The organism is Vandammella animalimorsus (genome assembly GCF_002285285.1).
Lineage (GTDB): Bacteria > Pseudomonadota > Gammaproteobacteria > Burkholderiales > Burkholderiaceae_C > Lampropedia > Lampropedia animalimorsus.
The window spans coordinates 126,726-143,154 of record NZ_NSJF01000005.1; the positions used below are offsets into that span (position 1 = coordinate 126,726).

Below are 16,429 nucleotides of genomic sequence, written 5' to 3' on the forward strand. Positions count from 1 at the left end.
TTGCGCAGCCGGAGTACACGAGCATGGAATTCATTGCGAGCAATTACGCCCCGATCATGTTTGCGGGGCTGGTGGTGTTCTTGCTGCTGGGCTTTCCGGTGGCGTTCAGCCTGGGGGCCTGCGGGCTGTTGTTTGGCTTCATCGGTATCGAGCTGGGGGTGTTTCCGTCCTCGATCCTGGCCTGGCTGCCGCAGCGCCTGTTGGGCATTCTGGCCAACGATACTTTGCTGGCCGTGCCGTTCTTCACGCTGATGGGGCTGGTGATGGAGCGCAGCGGCATGGCCGAGGACTTGATCGAGACGGTCGGCCAGGTGTTCGGCCCGATCCGTGGCGGCTTGGCGCTGGCGGCGGTGTTCGTGGGCGCGCTGCTGGCGGCCACGACCGGGGTGGTGGCCGCCTCTGTGATTTCCATGGGCCTGATCTCGCTGCCCATCATGCTGCGCTACGGTTACGACCGGCGCTTGGCCAGCGGGGCCATTGCCGCCTCGGGCTCGCTGGCGCAGATCATTCCGCCCTCGCTGGTGCTGATTTTGATGGCCGACCAGCTCAATCGCAGCGTGGGCGATATGTACAAAGGCGCGATGATGCCGGCGCTGATGCTGGTGGGCTGCTATGTGGCCTGGGTGCTGTTTTTGGCGATCTTCAAGCCCGAGCGCGTGCCGGCGCTGCCGCCTGAGGCGCGCACCTACCGCGAGGCCAATGGCAGCTCTGGCTATCCCTCACTGATGGTGCTGCTGGGCCTGTCGACCGTGGTGTCGCTGCTGCTGGCCTCGCAGATGGCGCAGCTGCACACCTGGTGGAGCGGCCAGCCGGTGCAGGACGTGCCGCTGGACGAAAAAATCGTTACTGCGCTGTGTGGCGGCACCTTCGTGGCCTTCGTCATTGCCAGCGTCAACCGCTTGTTGGGCCTGGGCCTGCTGTCGCAACTGGCAGAGCGCGTGACTTTCGTGCTGATTCCGCCGCTGCTGCTGATCTTCCTGGTGCTGGGCACCATCTTCCTGGGCATTGCCACGCCCACCGAAGGCGGCGCCATGGGCGCCATGGCCGCCATCGTGCTGGGCGTGCTGCGCCGCCGCCTGGACATGGCGCTGTTCAAGCAGGCGCTGGCGGCCTCGACGCGGCTGACCAGCTTCGTGATGTTCATCCTGATCGGCGCAACCACGTTCAGCATGGTCTTCCAGGCTGCCGATGGCCCGCTGTGGGTGGAGCACCTGCTGTCTGCGCTGCCTGGCGGCCAGATGGGCTTTTTGATCGTGGTGAACGTGCTGGTGTTCTTCCTGGCGTTCTTTCTGGATTACTTCGAACTGTCTTTCATCGTCGTGCCGCTGCTGGCGCCGGTGGCCGAGTCCATGGGCATTGACCTGATTTGGTTTGGCGTGCTGCTGGCCATGAACATGCAGACCTCGTTCATGCACCCGCCCTTTGGCTTTGCGCTGTTCTTCCTGCGCTCGGTCGCGCCTGACAAACCCTATGTGGACCGCGTCACGCGCCAGGTGGTGGAGCCGGTGACGACCATGCAGATCTACCGCGGCGCCATCCCGTTCCTGTTCATCCAGTTGTTCATGGTCGGCATGTTGGTGGCCTTCCCTGGCCTGGTCACGGGCCGTTTGGACAAACCCGTTGAGGTGGATCTGGAAGCCGCTGGCGCGCAAATGCTCGACGCCCTCGGCACCGGGGGCTATGGCGATGGCGGCAGCGCCAACGACCCGTTCAGCCAGGGCTATGGCGACGGGGCCGGTGGAGCTAATGATCTTTTCAGCCCAAGCATCAACGACCCATTCAGCCAGAGCGCTGATACAGGCGCTGGCCAAGCAGACAACGGCGCCGCGGCGGACAGCGGCAGCGGCGATTTGTTGTTGCCTGGCTTGCAGCAGCCCCAGCCCGAGGCTGGCGCCGAACAGCCCAGGCCTGTTCAGGCCGAGCAGCCGCAGGCCGCCCCCAGCGATGAGGACGCGGCCGCCGATGCCGTGCGCAGGGCGATGGGTGGCTGACGGAGCAAGAGCCGATTCTCGAAATCCCTGCGCGCTCGGTAATGGAGCGTTAGGGCGGTCTGCAGCGCCCTCAAAGCCTTGCCATGCGCACCAGACGGGGCTGCAAGATGTGCGCAACGCAGGGCGTCTTGCAGCCCAAATCCCAACCGCGTCTTGCCCACTCGCACCAAGATCCTGAGCAGGCCCTGAGCGCATCGCCTCCAGGCTTTCCCCGCGCGCGCGCCATGACCTGCTGACAAGAACGAAAGCAACAACACCATGCCTTTGGAGCCCTGGTTCATTGCATCGCTGGCCTTGCTGGGCCTGGTGTCCGGTTTTCTTGCTGGCCTGCTGGGCATTGGCGGCGGCATGATCATGGTGCCGTTTCTCTCGGCACTGCTGGCCTCGCGCGGGGTAGAGCCTGGCCTGGCCCTGAAGATGGCCATTGCCACTGCCATGTCCGTCATCGTCTTCACCTCCATCAGCAGCCTGCGCGCGCACCACAAGCGCGGCGCGGTGCGCTGGGGCGTGGTGCGGCGCCTGGCGCCAGGCATTGTGCTGGGGGCCATGGTCGCCAGCCTGGGGGTGTTTGCCTTGCTCAAAGGGCCTGGCCTGGCGCTGATTTTTGCGGCTTTCGTGTTCTTCTCCGGCACGCAGATGTTGCTCGACCGCAAGCCGGCGGCCAGCCGGCAACTGCCCGGCACGGCCGGCCTGCTGGGGGCGGGCGGGATCATCGGCTTTCTCTCTGGTTTGGTGGGCGCGGGCGGCGGCTTTGTCAGCGTGCCGTTTCTGATCTGGTGCAACGTGGCCGTGCACAACGCCGTGGCCACCAGCGCTGCGCTGGGCTTTCCAATTGCGCTGGCCAACACCGTGGGCTATGTGCTGGGCGGCCAGGGCGTGCCGGGCCTGCCGCCGCTGTCGCTGGGCTATGTCTGGCTGCCGGCGCTGCTGGTCATTGCCTCTTGCAGCGTGCTGATGGCCCCGCTGGGCGCCAGGGCCGCCCATGCCCTGCCCGTGGCTCGACTCAAGCGCGTGCTGGCCGTGGTGTTGTACGGGCTGGGCGCGCACATGCTCTACAAGGCCTTGGCTTGACGGCCTGCCTGCACAGCCAGGCATGGGTTGGGTGATGACAGGGCGGGCGCAGGCGCTGCAAGCGCTGAGCGCGGGCCGTGTCGATGGCGACCGCGAGGCCGCATTCCCGCACTGGGCCGGCTTGGGCGTGTCCATGCGTGAATGGGCGTGAATGGGCGGCGTGCCACAATCTGCGCCAGCAATGGCCAGGCCGGGGCAGGCCAGCAATCAAAGAGGTGCAACAGCATGTGGGAAACAAACCGTGCAAGGGCCGGCCGTGTCGTGGCCGGATGTGGTGGGCAGGCCAGGCGCATCGTGGCTGCGCTGTCAGTGGCGCTGGCATTGGGCTTGGCCGGGGGCGTGGCGCTGGCCAAGCCGAGCACGCCCGATGCGCGCACGCCCGATGGCGGGCGCTACTACGGGCCACTGCGCCAAGGCCTGCTGCACGGTCAGGGGCGGCTGGAGTGGCCCAACGGCATGGTCTACACAGGCGCTTTCGAGCAAGGCCTGTTCGAGGGCCATGGCCAGCTGAGCTGGCCCGATGGCAGCAGCTACCAAGGGCAGTTTCGCGCTGGTATGTTGTCGGGCCATGGGCGCCTGCGTTATGCCGATGGCGAGGTGTATACGGGCGAGTTCGCCGATGACCTGCCGCATGGCCAGGGCGTGCTGGAGCTGGCAGGCGGGCAGCGCATCGAAGGGCGCTTCGAGAAGGGCAAGGCGCATGGCCCAGGCGCGCTGATCGACCAGAACGGCGTGCGCTACGAAGGCCAGATTGAGGAGGACATGCCCACCGGAGCAGGGCGCATCGTGCTGCCCGATGGCACGCGCATCGAAGGGCGCTTTGCCGAAGGGGGGCGCAGCATTCAGGGCCGTGGCGTGGTGCATTACCCGGACGGCGCGCACTACAAGGGCCAGCTGCATGCCAGTCTGCCGCACGGCAGCGGCACGCTGCGCCGCGCCGATGGCGCGGTCTATCGGGGCGAGTTCAGGCAGGGCCTGATGCACGGCCAGGGCACGTTGCGCCTGGCCAAGCCGCAGGCCGATGGCCAGCGCCAGCTCAAGGGCCAGTGGCGCGCCGGGCGCTGGCTGGGCGGGGAGCAGGGCGGCGATGCCGCGCCCAACACGCCCGAGCAGTGGCAGGCCAACATCGACACGGCGCTGTACAACCAGAATGCACTGCTGGCGCGCGCCTTCGCGCAGTTGCGCCCGCAGGATCCGCAGCAGGTCGATCTGTATGCGCTGGTGGTCGCAGGCGACGGCACAGAGGAAGTGTTCCGCCGCGAAGCGGCCTATGTGCGCGAGCTGCTGGACTCGCGCTATGGCACCCAGGGCCGCTCGCTGGCGCTGGTCAACAGCCGCACCGGCGTGGCGCAGACGCCGCTGGCCACGCAGGAAAGCCTGCGCCGCAGCCTCAAGGCGCTGGCCCAGGTCATGGACGTGCAACGCGACGTACTGCTGCTGTTTCTGACCAGCCACGGCTCGCGTGACCATGAGCTGAGCCTGCAGATGCGCGGCATGCCGCTGCGCGATCTGCCGGCGGCCACGCTGGGCCAGCTGCTGCGCGAATCGGGCATCCGCCACCGCGTGGTCATCGTCTCGGCATGCTACTCGGGCGGCTTCATCCCGGCGCTGCGCGATCCGCACACGCTGGTCATCACGGCCTCGCGCGCCGACCGCGCCTCGTTCGGCTGCGCCGATGAAAACGAGTTCACCTACTTTGGCCGGGCCTTGTTCAAGGAAGTGCTGGCCAAGCCCGCGGCGGCTGGCCTGGGCCTGAGCCAAGCCTTTGCGCAAGCCAGCGCGCTGGTGCAGCAATGGGAGCGCGCCCTGCAGTCGCAGCCGGGCGAAGGCCAGGCCGCCGCCACAGAGCTGCCACCCGAGGCGCGGCTGGATGCCATGCCGGCAGCCGTGCAGGCCCTGGCGCAGCGCAGCCAGGAGCGCATCGAGCACTCCGAGCCCATGCTCGACGCCAGCCCCGAATACCTACAGTGGCTGGACCAGCACTGGCAGCGCTGGCAGCGGCCAGCGCGCTGAACACTCGGCGCGAGTGTTTTCAGGCCATGGCGGCGCGGATGCGGCTGGCGTAGTCCTGCAGCACCTCGTGGCCGGGCTCCTGGCGCGGCCAGATCAGGCCCACGCCGTCGCCCTCGTGGCGGGGCACGACGTGCATGTGGAAGTGAAACACGGTCTGCCCGCCGCTGCGGCCATTGGCCTGCAGCAGTGTCATTCCGCTGGGCTGGAAGGCTTTTTGCACGGCGCGCGCCACGCGCTGGCTGGTCTGCATCACGGCGGCGCATTCCTCGGGTGTGAGCTCGAACAAGTCCACGGCGTGGCGCCGGCTGGCCACCAGCACATGGCCGGGCGTGACCTGGCCCAAGTCCATGAAAGCCAGGGTCAGCGCATCTTGATAGACGAGGGCGGCAGGGATTTCCCCAGCGGCGAGCTTGCAGAAGATGCAGACGCCGGGGGGCGAGGTGTCGACGAATTCAGGCATGGCAGGGATGTGGATGAGGGCCTGCCGCCAAATGTAGCGCAATGGTTGCGGCCTCGAAGCCACGGCAATGCTTCAAATTTGCGGTGAATGGCGCTCAATCCACCGCGCACACTGGCACTGGCCAGGGGAGATTCGCGCAGGCTTTCCCAAATTGCCACCTTTTGTGCGGACTAGGCCGCCCCAATTACCTTGCCGCGGGCGATGCTTTGCAATGTTTTGCGGGCGGCGCTGCGCTGCCGCCCAGGCCCATCGCCATGGCCATGGCATCAACCACCGAAGAAGCGTTTGAACTTGTCGGCAAAGGACTGGCTGCTGGGCGAATGCTTGCCGCCGCCTTTTTTCAGCGAGTCGTCCAGCTCCTTCAGGGTCTTGCGTTGGAATTCGGTGAGCTTGACCGGGATCTCCACCTGGATGTGGCAGTACAGATCGCCGGCAATGCTCGAGCGCAGGCCCTTGATGCCCTTGCCGCGCAGGCGGAATTGCTTGCCCGGCTGCGTGCCTTCGGGGATGTCGATGGCCGCCTTGCCTTCCAGCGTGGGCACTTCGATCTCGCCGCCCAGCGCGGCGGTGGTCATGCTCACGGGCACGGTGCAGTGCAGGTCGTCGCCGTCGCGCTCGAAGATGTCGTGCGGCTTGACGCGCACCTCGATGTACAGATCGCCCGGCGGGCCGCCGTGGCTGCCCGGCTCGCCATTGCCGCTGGAGCGGATGCGCATGCCGTCGTCGATGCCGGCGGGGATCTTGATTTCCAGGGTTTTCTGCGTCTTGAGTTTGCCCTGGCCGTGGCAGGCCGAGCAGGGCTCGGCAATGCGCTTGCCGCTGCCGTGGCAGCTGGGGCAGGTCTGCTGCACGCTGAAGAAGCCCTGGCGCATCTGCACCATGCCGCTGCCGTGGCAGGTCGAGCAGGTCTCGACTTTGGTGCCAGGGCGAGCGCCGCTGCCCTCGCAGGTGCTGCAGTCTTCCCACGAGGGGATTTTGATCTGCGCATCCTTGCCGCGGGCGGCTTCCTCCAGCGTGATTTCCATGGCGTAGCTCAGGTCGTTGCCTTTGTAGACCTGCCGCCCGCCGCCACGGCGCTGGTTGAAGATGTCGCCAAAGATGTCGCCAAAGGCCTCGGCAAAGCCGCCAAAGCCTTCGGCGCCGCCGCCAAAGCCGCCGCGCATGTTCGGGTCCACGCCGGCGTGGCCGTACTGGTCGTAGGCGGCGCGCTTTTGCGGATCGGAGAGGATTTCGTAGGCCTCCTTGCCCTTCTTGAAGCGGGCCTCGGCGCTGGCCTTGGCCTCATCGCCCTGGTGGCGATCCGGGTGGTACTTGGAGGACAGCTTGCGGTAAGCCTTTTTGATTTCGTCGTCGCTGGCGTTTTTGGGAACGCCCAGCACTTCGTAGTAATCGCGTTTGGACATGGGGATCGCAGGGGAGAAATCAAAGCGCGTCGTCGGGCAAGGGGCGATTGCCCTGTGCGCGGACGGCATCGAGCACGGCCTGGTATTGGTCTTCGCAGGCGCGTCGGCTGCGCGATTGGAGGTAATCCTCGGTCTTGAGGGCGGAGATTTTTTCGGCCAGCGCCAGGGCGATCAGGTGATCCACCGAAATGCCTTCTTCCGCCGCCAGCTGGCGCGCCATGGCGTGCAGGGATTCAGGCAGATGAACGTTCAGGGCAGACATGGCGGTTCCTCACTGAGCTGTTGCAGCCATTGCTGCGGGGTCAACACTTCGATGCCCAGCTGGGCGGCAGGCTGGAGATCGCGTGTGTTGAAAGTGACGATGGCTTGCGCCTGCGCCGCCAGGGCCACCTCCAGTACCAGATCGTCACTGGCATCCTTGGCATGGGGGCGCCAAAGATAGTGGATGGTGGTGTGCTGGCCGCGTGCACACAGGTAGTCGAGAAAAGCATGCAATTGCGCCTGGCTCAGACCCAACTGGGGCAGATGCCGCAGCAGCACGGCTTCGTATTCCAGCACCAGCGGTACAGAGACCGCAGGCCGCAAGCGGTTCTGCTGCAGCAGTTCCAACAAGCGGAACGACGCACCATGCGGCGAACGCAGCCCGGCCACCAAACGTTGGTGTCCAGAACCACGGGCGCTGCAGGTGCGTCGCGCATGGCAAAGCAGCCGAAGGGACTTGCCGCTCAGTCCTTCTTGACTTCCTTGACCTCGGCGTCGACGACATCGTCGTCCTGCGCCTTGGTGCCTGCGCCGGCTGCGCCCGCATCGGCGGTGGCACCTGCGCCGGCAGCGGCCTGGGCATCGGCGTAGATTTTCTCGCCCAGCTTCTGGCTGGCCGTCATCAGCGCGGCCGATTGGCTGGTGATGGCGTCCTTGTCGTCACCCTTGAGGGCTGCTTCCAGGTCGGCGGCGGCTTTCTCGATGGCCTCCTTGTCGGCGGCGTCGAGCTTGTCGCCATGCTCGGCCAGGGACTTGCGCACGCCGTGCAGCGCGGCTTCGCCTTCATTCTTGGCCTGCACCAGTTCGAGCTTTTTCTTGTCCTCGGCGGCGTTGAGCTCGGCGTCTTTCACCATTTGCTGGATTTCGTCCTCGGAGAGGCCGGAGTTGGCCTTGATGGTGATTTTGTTTTCCTTGCCCGTGCCCTTGTCCTTGGCCGAGACGTGCAGGATGCCGTTGGCGTCGATGTCGAAGCTCACCTCGATCTGCGGCGTGCCGCGCGGCGCGGGGGCAATGCCCTCCAGGTTGAATTCGCCCAGCAGCTTGTTGCCTGCGGCCATCTCGCGCTCGCCCTGGTAGACCTTGATGGTCACGGCCGGCTGGTTGTCGTCGGCGGTGGAGAAGGTCTGCGCGTGCTTGGTCGGGATGGTGGTGTTCTTGGTGATCATCTTGGTCATCACGCCGCCCAGGGTTTCAATGCCCAGCGACAGCGGGGTGACGTCCAGCAGCAGCACGTCGGAGCGGTCGCCCGAGAGCACCTGGCCCTGGATGGCTGCGCCCACGGCCACGGCTTCGTCGGGGTTGACGTCGCGGCGCGGCTCCTTGCCGAAGAACTCCTTGACCTTCTCCTGCACCTTGGGCATGCGGGTTTGGCCGCCCACCAGGATCACGTCGTCGATGTCCGAAACCTTCACGCCCGCATCCTTGATGGCCACGCGGCAAGGCTCGATGGAGCGCTCGATCAAATCGTCCACCAGCGACTCCAGCTTGGCGCGCGTGAGCTTGATGTTCAGGTGCTTGGGGCCAGAGGCGTCGGCGGTGATGTAGGGCAGGTTGATGTCGGTCTGCGTGCTGTTGGACAGCTCGATCTTGGCCTTCTCGGCCGCTTCCTTCAGGCGTTGCAGGGCCAGCACGTCCTTGGAGAGGTCAACGCCTTGCTCCTTTTTGAACTCATCGATGATGTAGTTGATGATGCGCTGGTCGAAGTCCTCGCCGCCCAGGAAGGTGTCGCCGTTGGTGGAGAGCACCTCGAACTGCTTCTCGCCATCGACGTCGGCGATTTCGATGATGGACACGTCAAACGTGCCGCCGCCCAGGTCGTACACGGCGATCTTGCGGTCGCCCTTGCCGGCCTTGTCCAGGCCGAAGGCCAGGGCCGCAGCGGTGGGTTCGTTGATGATGCGCTTGACTTCCAGCCCGGCGATGCGGCCGGCATCCTTGGTGGCCTGGCGCTGGGCGTCGTTGAAGTAGGCCGGCACGGTGATGACGGCTTCGGTCACAGGCTCGCCCAGGAAGTCCTCGGCGGTTTTCTTCATCTTGCGCAGGATTTCGGCGCTGACCTGCTGGGGCGCAAGCTTCTCGCCACGGGCTTCGACCCAGGCGTCGCCGTTGTCGGCCTTGACGATCTTGTAGGGCATCTTGTCGATGTCCTTTTGCACCTCGGCATCCTCAAAGCGGCGGCCGATCAGGCGCTTGACGGCGTAGATGGTGTTGGCCGCGTTGGTCACGGCCTGGCGCTTGGCCGATGCGCCCACGAGGATTTCGCCATCTTGCTGGTAGGCGACGATGGACGGCGTGGTGCGCGCGCCTTCGCTGTTCTCGATGACGCGGGTGCTGTTGCCTTCCATCACGGACACGCAGCTGTTGGTCGTGCCCAGGTCGATGCCAATGATTTTTGCCATGTGTTTGGACTCCTGTTGGATTGATTTTCGGGATCCGCAAAGGATCGCATTGAGCGCTATCTAGGGTCGGCCGCCCTGGCTTCAAGGGCCGGCCTGCAGAAAAATGTGCCCTGGGGCGGCCTGGCCTGGACGGTGGCCAGCTTCTTTGAACAGGCTTTTAGAGCCTGTTCAAAATCTTTGCACGGCGGTCAAGAGAGCGGATTTGGGCGCTCTGCTGCGTTGCAAAGCCTCGCCATAGCCCCAGCTATGGCTGCGTTTTGCGCCTTGCAGCCCATCCCAAACCGCTTCTTGCCCACTCGCGCCGGGATTTTTAACAGGCTCTTAGGCCGCAACGGTGACCAGGGCCGGGCGCAGGATGCGCTCGCCAATGGCATAGCCTTTTTGCAGCACGCTGACGATGGTGCCGCTTTCCTGCTCGGCCGGCACGGCGCTGATGGCCTGGTGCAGGTTGGGGTCGAACTTGCTGCCCAGCTCTGGCGCGATGGGGCTGAGCTTGTGGCGCTCGAACACCGACAGCAGCTGCTGCTGCGTGGCGCGCGTGCCTTCGAGCAATTGCTCGGCGCTGGCCGCTTCAATGGCCAGCGCAGCGTCCAGGCTGTCGGCCACGGCCAGCAAGTCCTGTGCAAACGATTCAATGCCGAACTTGCGCGCCTTGGCCACGTCGTCCTCGGCGCGGCGGCGGGCGTTGTCGGCATCGGCCTTGGCGCGCAGGTACTGGTCAGAGAGCTCAGCATTCTTGCTTTGCAGCGCCTGCAGCTGCTGGGCGTTGGACTTGAGCTGCTCGATCTCGGCGTACAGGCCGGCCAGCTCTTCGTTGACGTCGGCGGGCTCGCCCATGTCGCTTGGTTTGGCATTGTCTGCACCCTCGGGCAGATCGGCCTCGGGCTGGCCTGCATGGGAAGCAGAAAGGGGCGAATGGGGATCGTGTGGCATGGACATGGCAGACAAAAGAAAAACAGCGCACCGCATGCGGCGCGACAAGTCAAGAAAAATGGCTTGCAATGCACCACCGCCCTAGGGGCTGCATGCAGCAAGTTGGCAAATGATTTGCGCAGTCCCCATGCGTTTGGGGGCATTGGGGCGACTTTTCAAGGGCTGGGCGGCAAAAGTGGCCGCGCCTGGCTGGCAGCGCGGCGCGACTGGGGTGCGCCTGTGTCGGCGCGGCGGCTTACAGCCAGCCCAGCAGTGGCCAGTAGCTCATCGCCATGAGCAGCATCAGCAGGTAGCCGACGATGGTCAACACGATGCCGACCTTGGCGAACTCCTTGGCGGTGAAGGTCTCCGTGCCCAGGCAGACCATGTTCTGCGGCGCGTTGATGGGCAGGATGAAGCCATAACTGATGACGAAGCCCAGCAGCATCGACAGGCCCAGCTGCACCTGCGGCGTGAGGGCGGCGTTGTCCTGGCCGATGGTGTGGAACATGACGATCATGATTGGCATGAACAATGAGGCCATGGCCGTGGCGCTGGCAAAGCCCAGGTGGATGAGGATCAAAAACGCCGCCAGGATGGCAAAGATCATGAACGGCGAGAGGCTTTGCAGCCCTGCGGCGCGCACCACCCAGTCGCCCAGCCAGCGGCCAGCGCCCGTGTTGAGCAGCGCCGTGCCCAGGCTGATGCCCACGCCGAACACCAGGATCGTGCCCCAGGGCGCGCGCTTTTGCACCTCCTTCCAGTGGATCACGCCGATGCCCGGCAGCAACAGCAGCGTCAGGCCCACGGCGGTGACGGTCGTGGTGTCGATGCGGTGCAGCAATCCGCCGCCGGTGGCCCAGAAGAACAGCAGCGCCAGCATGGTCAGCAGCAGGCGCAGCTGGTTGCCGGGCATGGGGCCCAGGGCCTGCAGCTCGTGGGCGATGGCCTGCTTGCCGCCGGGGATCTCATCGGCCTCGGGCGGCATGAACTTGAGCACGGTGAAGTACAGCACCGCCGACATGGCGATCGACCAGGGCCCGCCGGCAATCAGCCAATCGAACCACGAGACCTGTTGGCCGATGTGCGTTTGCATGAAGCCAATGGTCAGCAGGTTTTGCGCCGCCGCCGTCTGGATGGCCACGTTCCAGACGCTGGTGGCCTGCGCCACCATGATGAAGATGCCCACGGCAATGCGCGAGCGCTTGTCCACCCCATAGGCGGCGACGATGCCGCTCATGATGGGCACGATGCAGGCCACGCGCGCCGTGGCGCTGGGCACGAGCAGGCTCAGCACGATGGTCACCGCGATCACGCCCAGCAAAATGCGCCGTGTGCTGGTGCCCACGATGTTGAGAATGAGCAAGGCAATGCGCCGATCCAGCCCGGTGTGGCTCATGGCCGCAGCCAGAAAGGTGGCGCCGGCCACCAACGCCCAGGCCGGGCTGGCAAAGCCCGCCAGCGCCATGCCCATGGCCTTGCTGGTGGTGATCAGCTGCGCCGGCGGATCCTGGGCGATGAAGGCCTTGGCCGCGTCGAGCTTGACCTGTGGCGAGAAGCCCACCAGCAGCGCAATCAGCGCCACGATGCCGATGCAGCTGACTTCGTAGCTCACGCTTTCGCTGACCCAGACCACCACGGCAAACAGCAACACGGCCAGCATGCGGTGCCCGGCAGTGGACAGCCCCTCGGGCGTGGGCAGGGCCAACACCAGCAGCAGCGCCGCCAGCGCGGCCAGCAGGCCAATGGGGATGGGGAATTTGCTGCCAGGCGGCGTAGGGGCAGGGGCCTGGGCGGCATGGGCTGTGGTCATGAATCCTCCTTGTCTGTGCCGGTGGCGCACGCTGCTGCCGGCTGCGCTGTTGTTGTGGGTGTGTGCATAACACACTCTAAGTGCCGGGCGTGGCCAGGGGCAGGGTTGTTGAGCGGGCTGCGCAGTTTCTGCGCGCAGCCATGCTCGTCAGGCAGGCAAAAAAATGCGCGGCCGCTGTGTGTTCAGTGGCCGCGCAGGCGGGTTCATGGCATTGGCTGATGCGTGTCACAGCCCGAGCTTGTCGGCCACGTAGTCGGCATCCTTGTCGCCGCGCCCGGAGAGGTTGACCAGGATGTGCCGATCGGCAGGCAGCGTGGCCGCACTGCGCATGGCCCAGGCCACTGCGTGCGCGCTTTCCAGCGCCGGGATGATGCCCTCGACGCGCGACAGGGTCATGAAGGCCTGCAGCGCTTCCTCATCGCTGGCGGTCTGGTACTGCACCCGGCCAATGTCCTTGAGGTAGCTGTGCTGCGGGCCGACGCCCGGATAGTCCAGCCCCGAGGCAATCGAATGCACCGCCGCCGGCACGCCTTCGGCCTCTTCCAGCACATAGCAGGCCATGCCGTGGATGTGCCCCGGATGGCCGCGCGTGAGCGTGGCCGAATGGCGGCCAGGCTTGTCCAGCCCCTCGCCAGCGGGCTCGACGCCCACCAACTGCACATCGGCATCGTCCAGAAAGGCGGTGAACATGCCGATGGCGTTGGAGCCGCCGCCCACGCAGGCGGTGACAAAGTCGGGCAGGCGGCCATGTTTGGCGAGGAACTGCGCGCGCGCCTCGCGGCCAATGATGGCCTGGAAATCGCGCACCATCTTCGGAAACGGATGCGGTCCGACCACCGAGCCGATGGCATACAGATAGTCCTGCGGGTTCTTCAGGTATTCCTCGAAGGCGCTGTCCACCGCCTCCTTCAAGGTGGCCGCGCCGCGCGTCACCGCCACCAGTTTGCAGCCCAGGATGCGCATCTTGGTGACGTTGGGATGCTCCTTTTCCACATCCACCTGCCCCATGTGGATCTCGCAGGGGATGCCGACCATGGCGCAGGCGGTGGCCAGCGCTACGCCATGCTGGCCGGCGCCGGTTTCGGCGATCACCTTCTTCTTGCCCATGAAGCGCGCCAGCAGCGCCTCGCCCAGGCAGTGGTTGATCTTGTGCGCGCCGGTGTGGTTGAGGTCTTCGCGCTTCAAGTGGATTTGCGCGCCGCCCAGCTGCGCCGACAGGCGCCTGGCGTGGAAGATGGGGCTGGGGCGGCCGACGTAATCGGCAAACAGCTCGGCCAGCTCCTGCTGGAAATCCTTGCGCTGTCGAATGTCTTCATAGGCCCGGTCGATCTCGTCCATCGCCTGTTTGAGTTCGGGCGGGATGAACTGGCCGCCGTAGGGGCCGAAGAAGCCCTGGGCATCGGGCATGGGGGCGAAGGTCGGGGTGGGCGAATTCATGGCCTGTTTGATGTCAGTCAATGCTTTGGATGGCACGGGAGAGCATCAAAGCATCGCGCTGGCACGCACACTGGGCGAGCTTGGCGTGCCAGGCGTATGGCTTTGACGGGGCGTTGGCTGGCGCTTACTCGAAGATGTCCTTGTGCCACTCGTGCAGCGAGGTTTCGAGCAAATCCAGCGCTTGCTCGGGCGTCAGGGGCGCGCCCTGGGCGTCGGTGCCGCCGATGTCGACGATTTCATCGTTTTGCGCCATGCCGCTGACGCTGCGCTGCGTGCCCGGCTCGCGCGCGAAGAAGGGCCCTTCGAGCAGGCCATCGCGCCAGCTGAACAGCGAGCGCTCGGAGCCATCGTTGTTGTAGTAGACATCGCGCCCGTGCAACTGGCCGCCGCGGTAGCCGGTGCGGCCGCGCACTTCGCCGCTGGGGCGGTAGTAGACGATCTCGCCCTCCTGGGCGATGACTTCCCACTCCTGCAGATTGGCGCTGGCCTCGACGGCGAAGGCATCTGTCTGCGCAGCGCCGTTGGACTGGTACATGTCCTGGATCAGGTGCTGGCCGGCGTTGTTCTTGCCCAGATAAATGCGGTAGAAGCCGCGCTCCTGCGGCGCTTGCATCAGCTGACCTTCCTGAGGCGTATCGGCTGCGCCAAAGTAGGCAATGATGGCCTGGCCCTTGGCGTCCAGCGCCAGCACCGGCACCGGTGACGCCAGCGCCTGGGTCTTGGCCGCCAGGTCTTGCGCTGTAGGCGTGGTCGGGGCGCTCTGGCAGGCCATCAGCAGCGGCAGGGCTGCGGCCACTACGGCTGCCAGGGCGGCGCGGGGTTTCATGGCATACACGCTTTTTTTCATGCTCGGTTCTCCCAAAAACAGTGAATGGCCCTGCCGCCGCGAGCGTTTTGCCAATGTCGGGCTAGCCAGCGGGCGAGCAGGGCGGGGGCTTATCGGCAAGCGCTATTCTGCACCGCTTGGGGCGCTTTGGCCGCCTTGTGAGGCCGTTGGCCAGGCCAGCACCTTGCCGGGGTTCATGAGTGCTTGCGGATCGAGCGCTTGCTTGATGGCCCGCATGAGCTGCAGCGCCACGGGGGATTTGTATTGGGGCAGCGTATCGCGCTTGAGGGCGCCGATGCCGTGCTCGGCCGAGATGGAGCCGCCAAAGCGCCGCACCAGCGCGTACACCGTCTCGGAAATCGCCTGGCCGTGGCGGGCATTGAACTGCGCTGGCGTCTGGCCCTGCGGGTGCTGCACGTTGTAGTGCAGGTTGCCGTCGCCCAGGTGGCCGTAGGTGAGGATGCGCACATCGGGCCAGGCCTGCAGCAGCGCGGCATTGGCCTGCTGCACGAACTGCGGGATGGCGGAGATGGCGATCGACACATCGTGCTTGAGGTTCTGCCCCTCCTGCGCTTGCGCCAGGGTGATGCCCTCGCGCACGTGCCACAGCTCCTGGGCCTGCTGCAAACTGGCGGCGACGATGGCGTCGCTGATCAGGCCCTGCTCAAGCGCCGCCTCCAGCAGCTGCTCGAAACGCGCGCGGGCGTGTTGCTCGGACTCGCTGTCCGAGAGTTCCAGCAGCACGCACCAAGGCTGGCTTTGCCACATTGGCGGGCGCAGCTGCGGCAGGTGCTTGGCCACCAGGCTCAGCGCAAACTGGTTCATGACCTCAAAGCCGCTCAGGCCCGCATCGAGCTGCTGGCGCGCCAGTTGCAGCAGGGCGCTGGCTTGCTGCAGGTCGGGCAGCGCCACCCAGGCCGTCAGCTGCGCCACCGGCTGCGGGTACAGGCGCAGCGTGGCGGCGGTGATGACGCCCAGCGTGCCTTCGCTGCCGATGAACAAATCGCGCAGGTCGTAGCCGGTGTTGTCCTTGCGCAGGCCCGAAAGCCCCTCCCAGACCTGCCCCTGGGCGGTGACGACTTCCAGACCCAGGCAGAGTTCGCGCGCATTGCCATAGCGCACCACCTGCGTGCCGCCAGCGTTGGTGGCCAGATTGCCGCCGATGGTGCAACTGCCCTCCGAGCCCAGGCTGAGCGGGAACAACAGGCCGGCTTGAGCGGCAGCCTGTTGCACCTGATGCAGCGTGCAGCCGGCCTCGACCGTCATGGTCATGTTGTGCGCATCGATGGCGCGCACTGCCTGCATGCGTTGCAGGCTCAACACCACTTGCGTGCCCGAGGCATCGGGCACGCCGCCTGCCACCAGCCCGGTGTTGCCGCCCTGGGGCACCACCGCCACCTGCGCTTGGGCGCAGGCAGCCAGCACGGCAGCCACCTCGGCCGTGCTGGCCGGGCGCACCACAGCCAGGGCCTTGCCATGCACGCGCTGCTGCCAGTCGCGCTCGTAGCGCTCCAGCCCGGTGCCGGTGAGCACGTGGGCCTCGCCCACGGTCTGGCGCAACAGCTGGAGCAGGGATTCGGTGGTCATGCGTGCGTGTCCTTTCTGTGCCGTGAAGCTGGGATCAGAGCCTGTGCAAAGGGCGCATTATTTCGTGATTCTTCGCCCCATCGGCCATGATCCGCGTGCGACAGCGACACGGGTCTGGGGCCGGCAGGCCAGGTGCCATGGCCGTGATAATCGCCGCCAGCGCAGCCACTGACTTCGCAGCCTGCGGAGAACCCGTTGAAAATCTCTGCACGGCAGGCGATCCAGGGGATTTAGGCGCTTTGCGGCGCCCGCAAAG

The 16,429-nt window shown here is 65.9% G+C and carries 14 protein-coding genes; 4 read left to right on the forward strand and 10 right to left on the reverse strand.

The genetic code is table 11. From position 1 onward, the window contains the following. Positions 1-23: 23 nt before the first annotated feature. The 4 genes from CK620_RS10230 (at position 24) to CK620_RS10240 (ending at position 5,075) form a co-directional block, all read left to right on the forward strand. Complete coding sequence (locus CK620_RS10230) at positions 24-1,991, forward strand: TRAP transporter large permease (RefSeq protein WP_095550209.1); 1,968 nt, start codon at positions 24-26, stop codon at positions 1,989-1,991. A gap of 258 nt (positions 1,992-2,249) precedes the next feature. Further along, positions 2,250-3,062, forward strand: coding sequence for a sulfite exporter TauE/SafE family protein (locus CK620_RS10235; protein ID WP_095550210.1), 813 nt, complete (start codon positions 2,250-2,252; stop codon positions 3,060-3,062). 22 nt (positions 3,063-3,084) lie between these two features. Next, positions 3,085-3,213, forward strand: coding sequence for a hypothetical protein (locus tag CK620_RS14410; protein WP_275250710.1), 129 nt, complete (start codon positions 3,085-3,087; stop codon positions 3,211-3,213). Positions 3,214-3,356: 143 nt separating this feature from the next. Then, a complete protein-coding gene (locus CK620_RS10240) occupies positions 3,357-5,075 on the forward strand; it encodes a C13 family peptidase (RefSeq protein WP_179290626.1) in 1,719 nt (572 codons plus the stop codon). A gap of 19 nt (positions 5,076-5,094) precedes the next feature. Here the strand turns inward: CK620_RS10240 and CK620_RS10245 are convergent, their stop codons facing one another. The 10 genes from CK620_RS10245 to CK620_RS10290 form a co-directional block, all read right to left on the reverse strand. Then, positions 5,095-5,535 carry an HIT family protein gene (locus CK620_RS10245; protein ID WP_095542844.1) on the reverse strand — a complete coding sequence of 147 codons (441 nt, stop codon included), beginning with the start codon at positions 5,533-5,535 and terminating at the stop codon, positions 5,095-5,097. Between the two features lie 266 nt (positions 5,536-5,801). Continuing rightward, positions 5,802-6,938, reverse strand: a complete 1,137-nt coding sequence (dnaJ, locus tag CK620_RS10250) for a molecular chaperone DnaJ (RefSeq protein ID WP_095550212.1) — start codon at positions 6,936-6,938, stop codon at positions 5,802-5,804. A 19-nt stretch (positions 6,939-6,957) separates the two neighbouring features. Then, positions 6,958-7,200, reverse strand: coding sequence for a toxin-antitoxin system HicB family antitoxin (locus tag CK620_RS10255; protein ID WP_095550213.1), 243 nt, complete (start codon positions 7,198-7,200; stop codon positions 6,958-6,960). Further along, a complete protein-coding gene (locus CK620_RS10260) occupies positions 7,188-7,589 on the reverse strand; it encodes a PIN domain-containing protein (protein WP_275250713.1) in 402 nt (133 codons plus the stop codon). Before CK620_RS10260 ends, CK620_RS10255 begins: the two co-directional genes overlap by 13 nt. A gap of 74 nt (positions 7,590-7,663) precedes the next feature. Beyond that, positions 7,664-9,598: a molecular chaperone DnaK gene (dnaK, locus tag CK620_RS10265; RefSeq protein ID WP_095550214.1), complete on the reverse strand. Its 1,935-nt coding sequence runs from the start codon at positions 9,596-9,598 to the stop codon at positions 7,664-7,666. 321 nt (positions 9,599-9,919) lie between these two features. Then, a complete protein-coding gene (grpE, locus tag CK620_RS10270) occupies positions 9,920-10,435 on the reverse strand; it encodes a nucleotide exchange factor GrpE (RefSeq protein ID WP_095542846.1) in 516 nt (171 codons plus the stop codon). Positions 10,436-10,766: 331 nt separating this feature from the next. After that, positions 10,767-12,323, reverse strand: coding sequence for a DASS family sodium-coupled anion symporter (locus CK620_RS10275; RefSeq protein ID WP_095550216.1), 1,557 nt, complete (start codon positions 12,321-12,323; stop codon positions 10,767-10,769). A gap of 225 nt (positions 12,324-12,548) precedes the next feature. Beyond that, entirely contained in the window at positions 12,549-13,760 is a 1,212-nt protein-coding gene (trpB, locus tag CK620_RS10280) for a tryptophan synthase subunit beta (RefSeq protein WP_095550345.1), read from the reverse strand. A gap of 124 nt (positions 13,761-13,884) precedes the next feature. After that, complete coding sequence (locus CK620_RS10285; protein ID WP_143326045.1) at positions 13,885-14,586, reverse strand: toxin-antitoxin system YwqK family antitoxin; 702 nt, start codon at positions 14,584-14,586, stop codon at positions 13,885-13,887. Between the two features lie 123 nt (positions 14,587-14,709). Next, positions 14,710-16,173 (reverse strand): FAD-binding oxidoreductase, encoded by a 1,464-nt coding sequence (locus CK620_RS10290; protein WP_095550218.1) that lies wholly within the window; start codon positions 16,171-16,173, stop codon positions 14,710-14,712. Positions 16,174-16,429 lie beyond the last annotated feature (256 nt).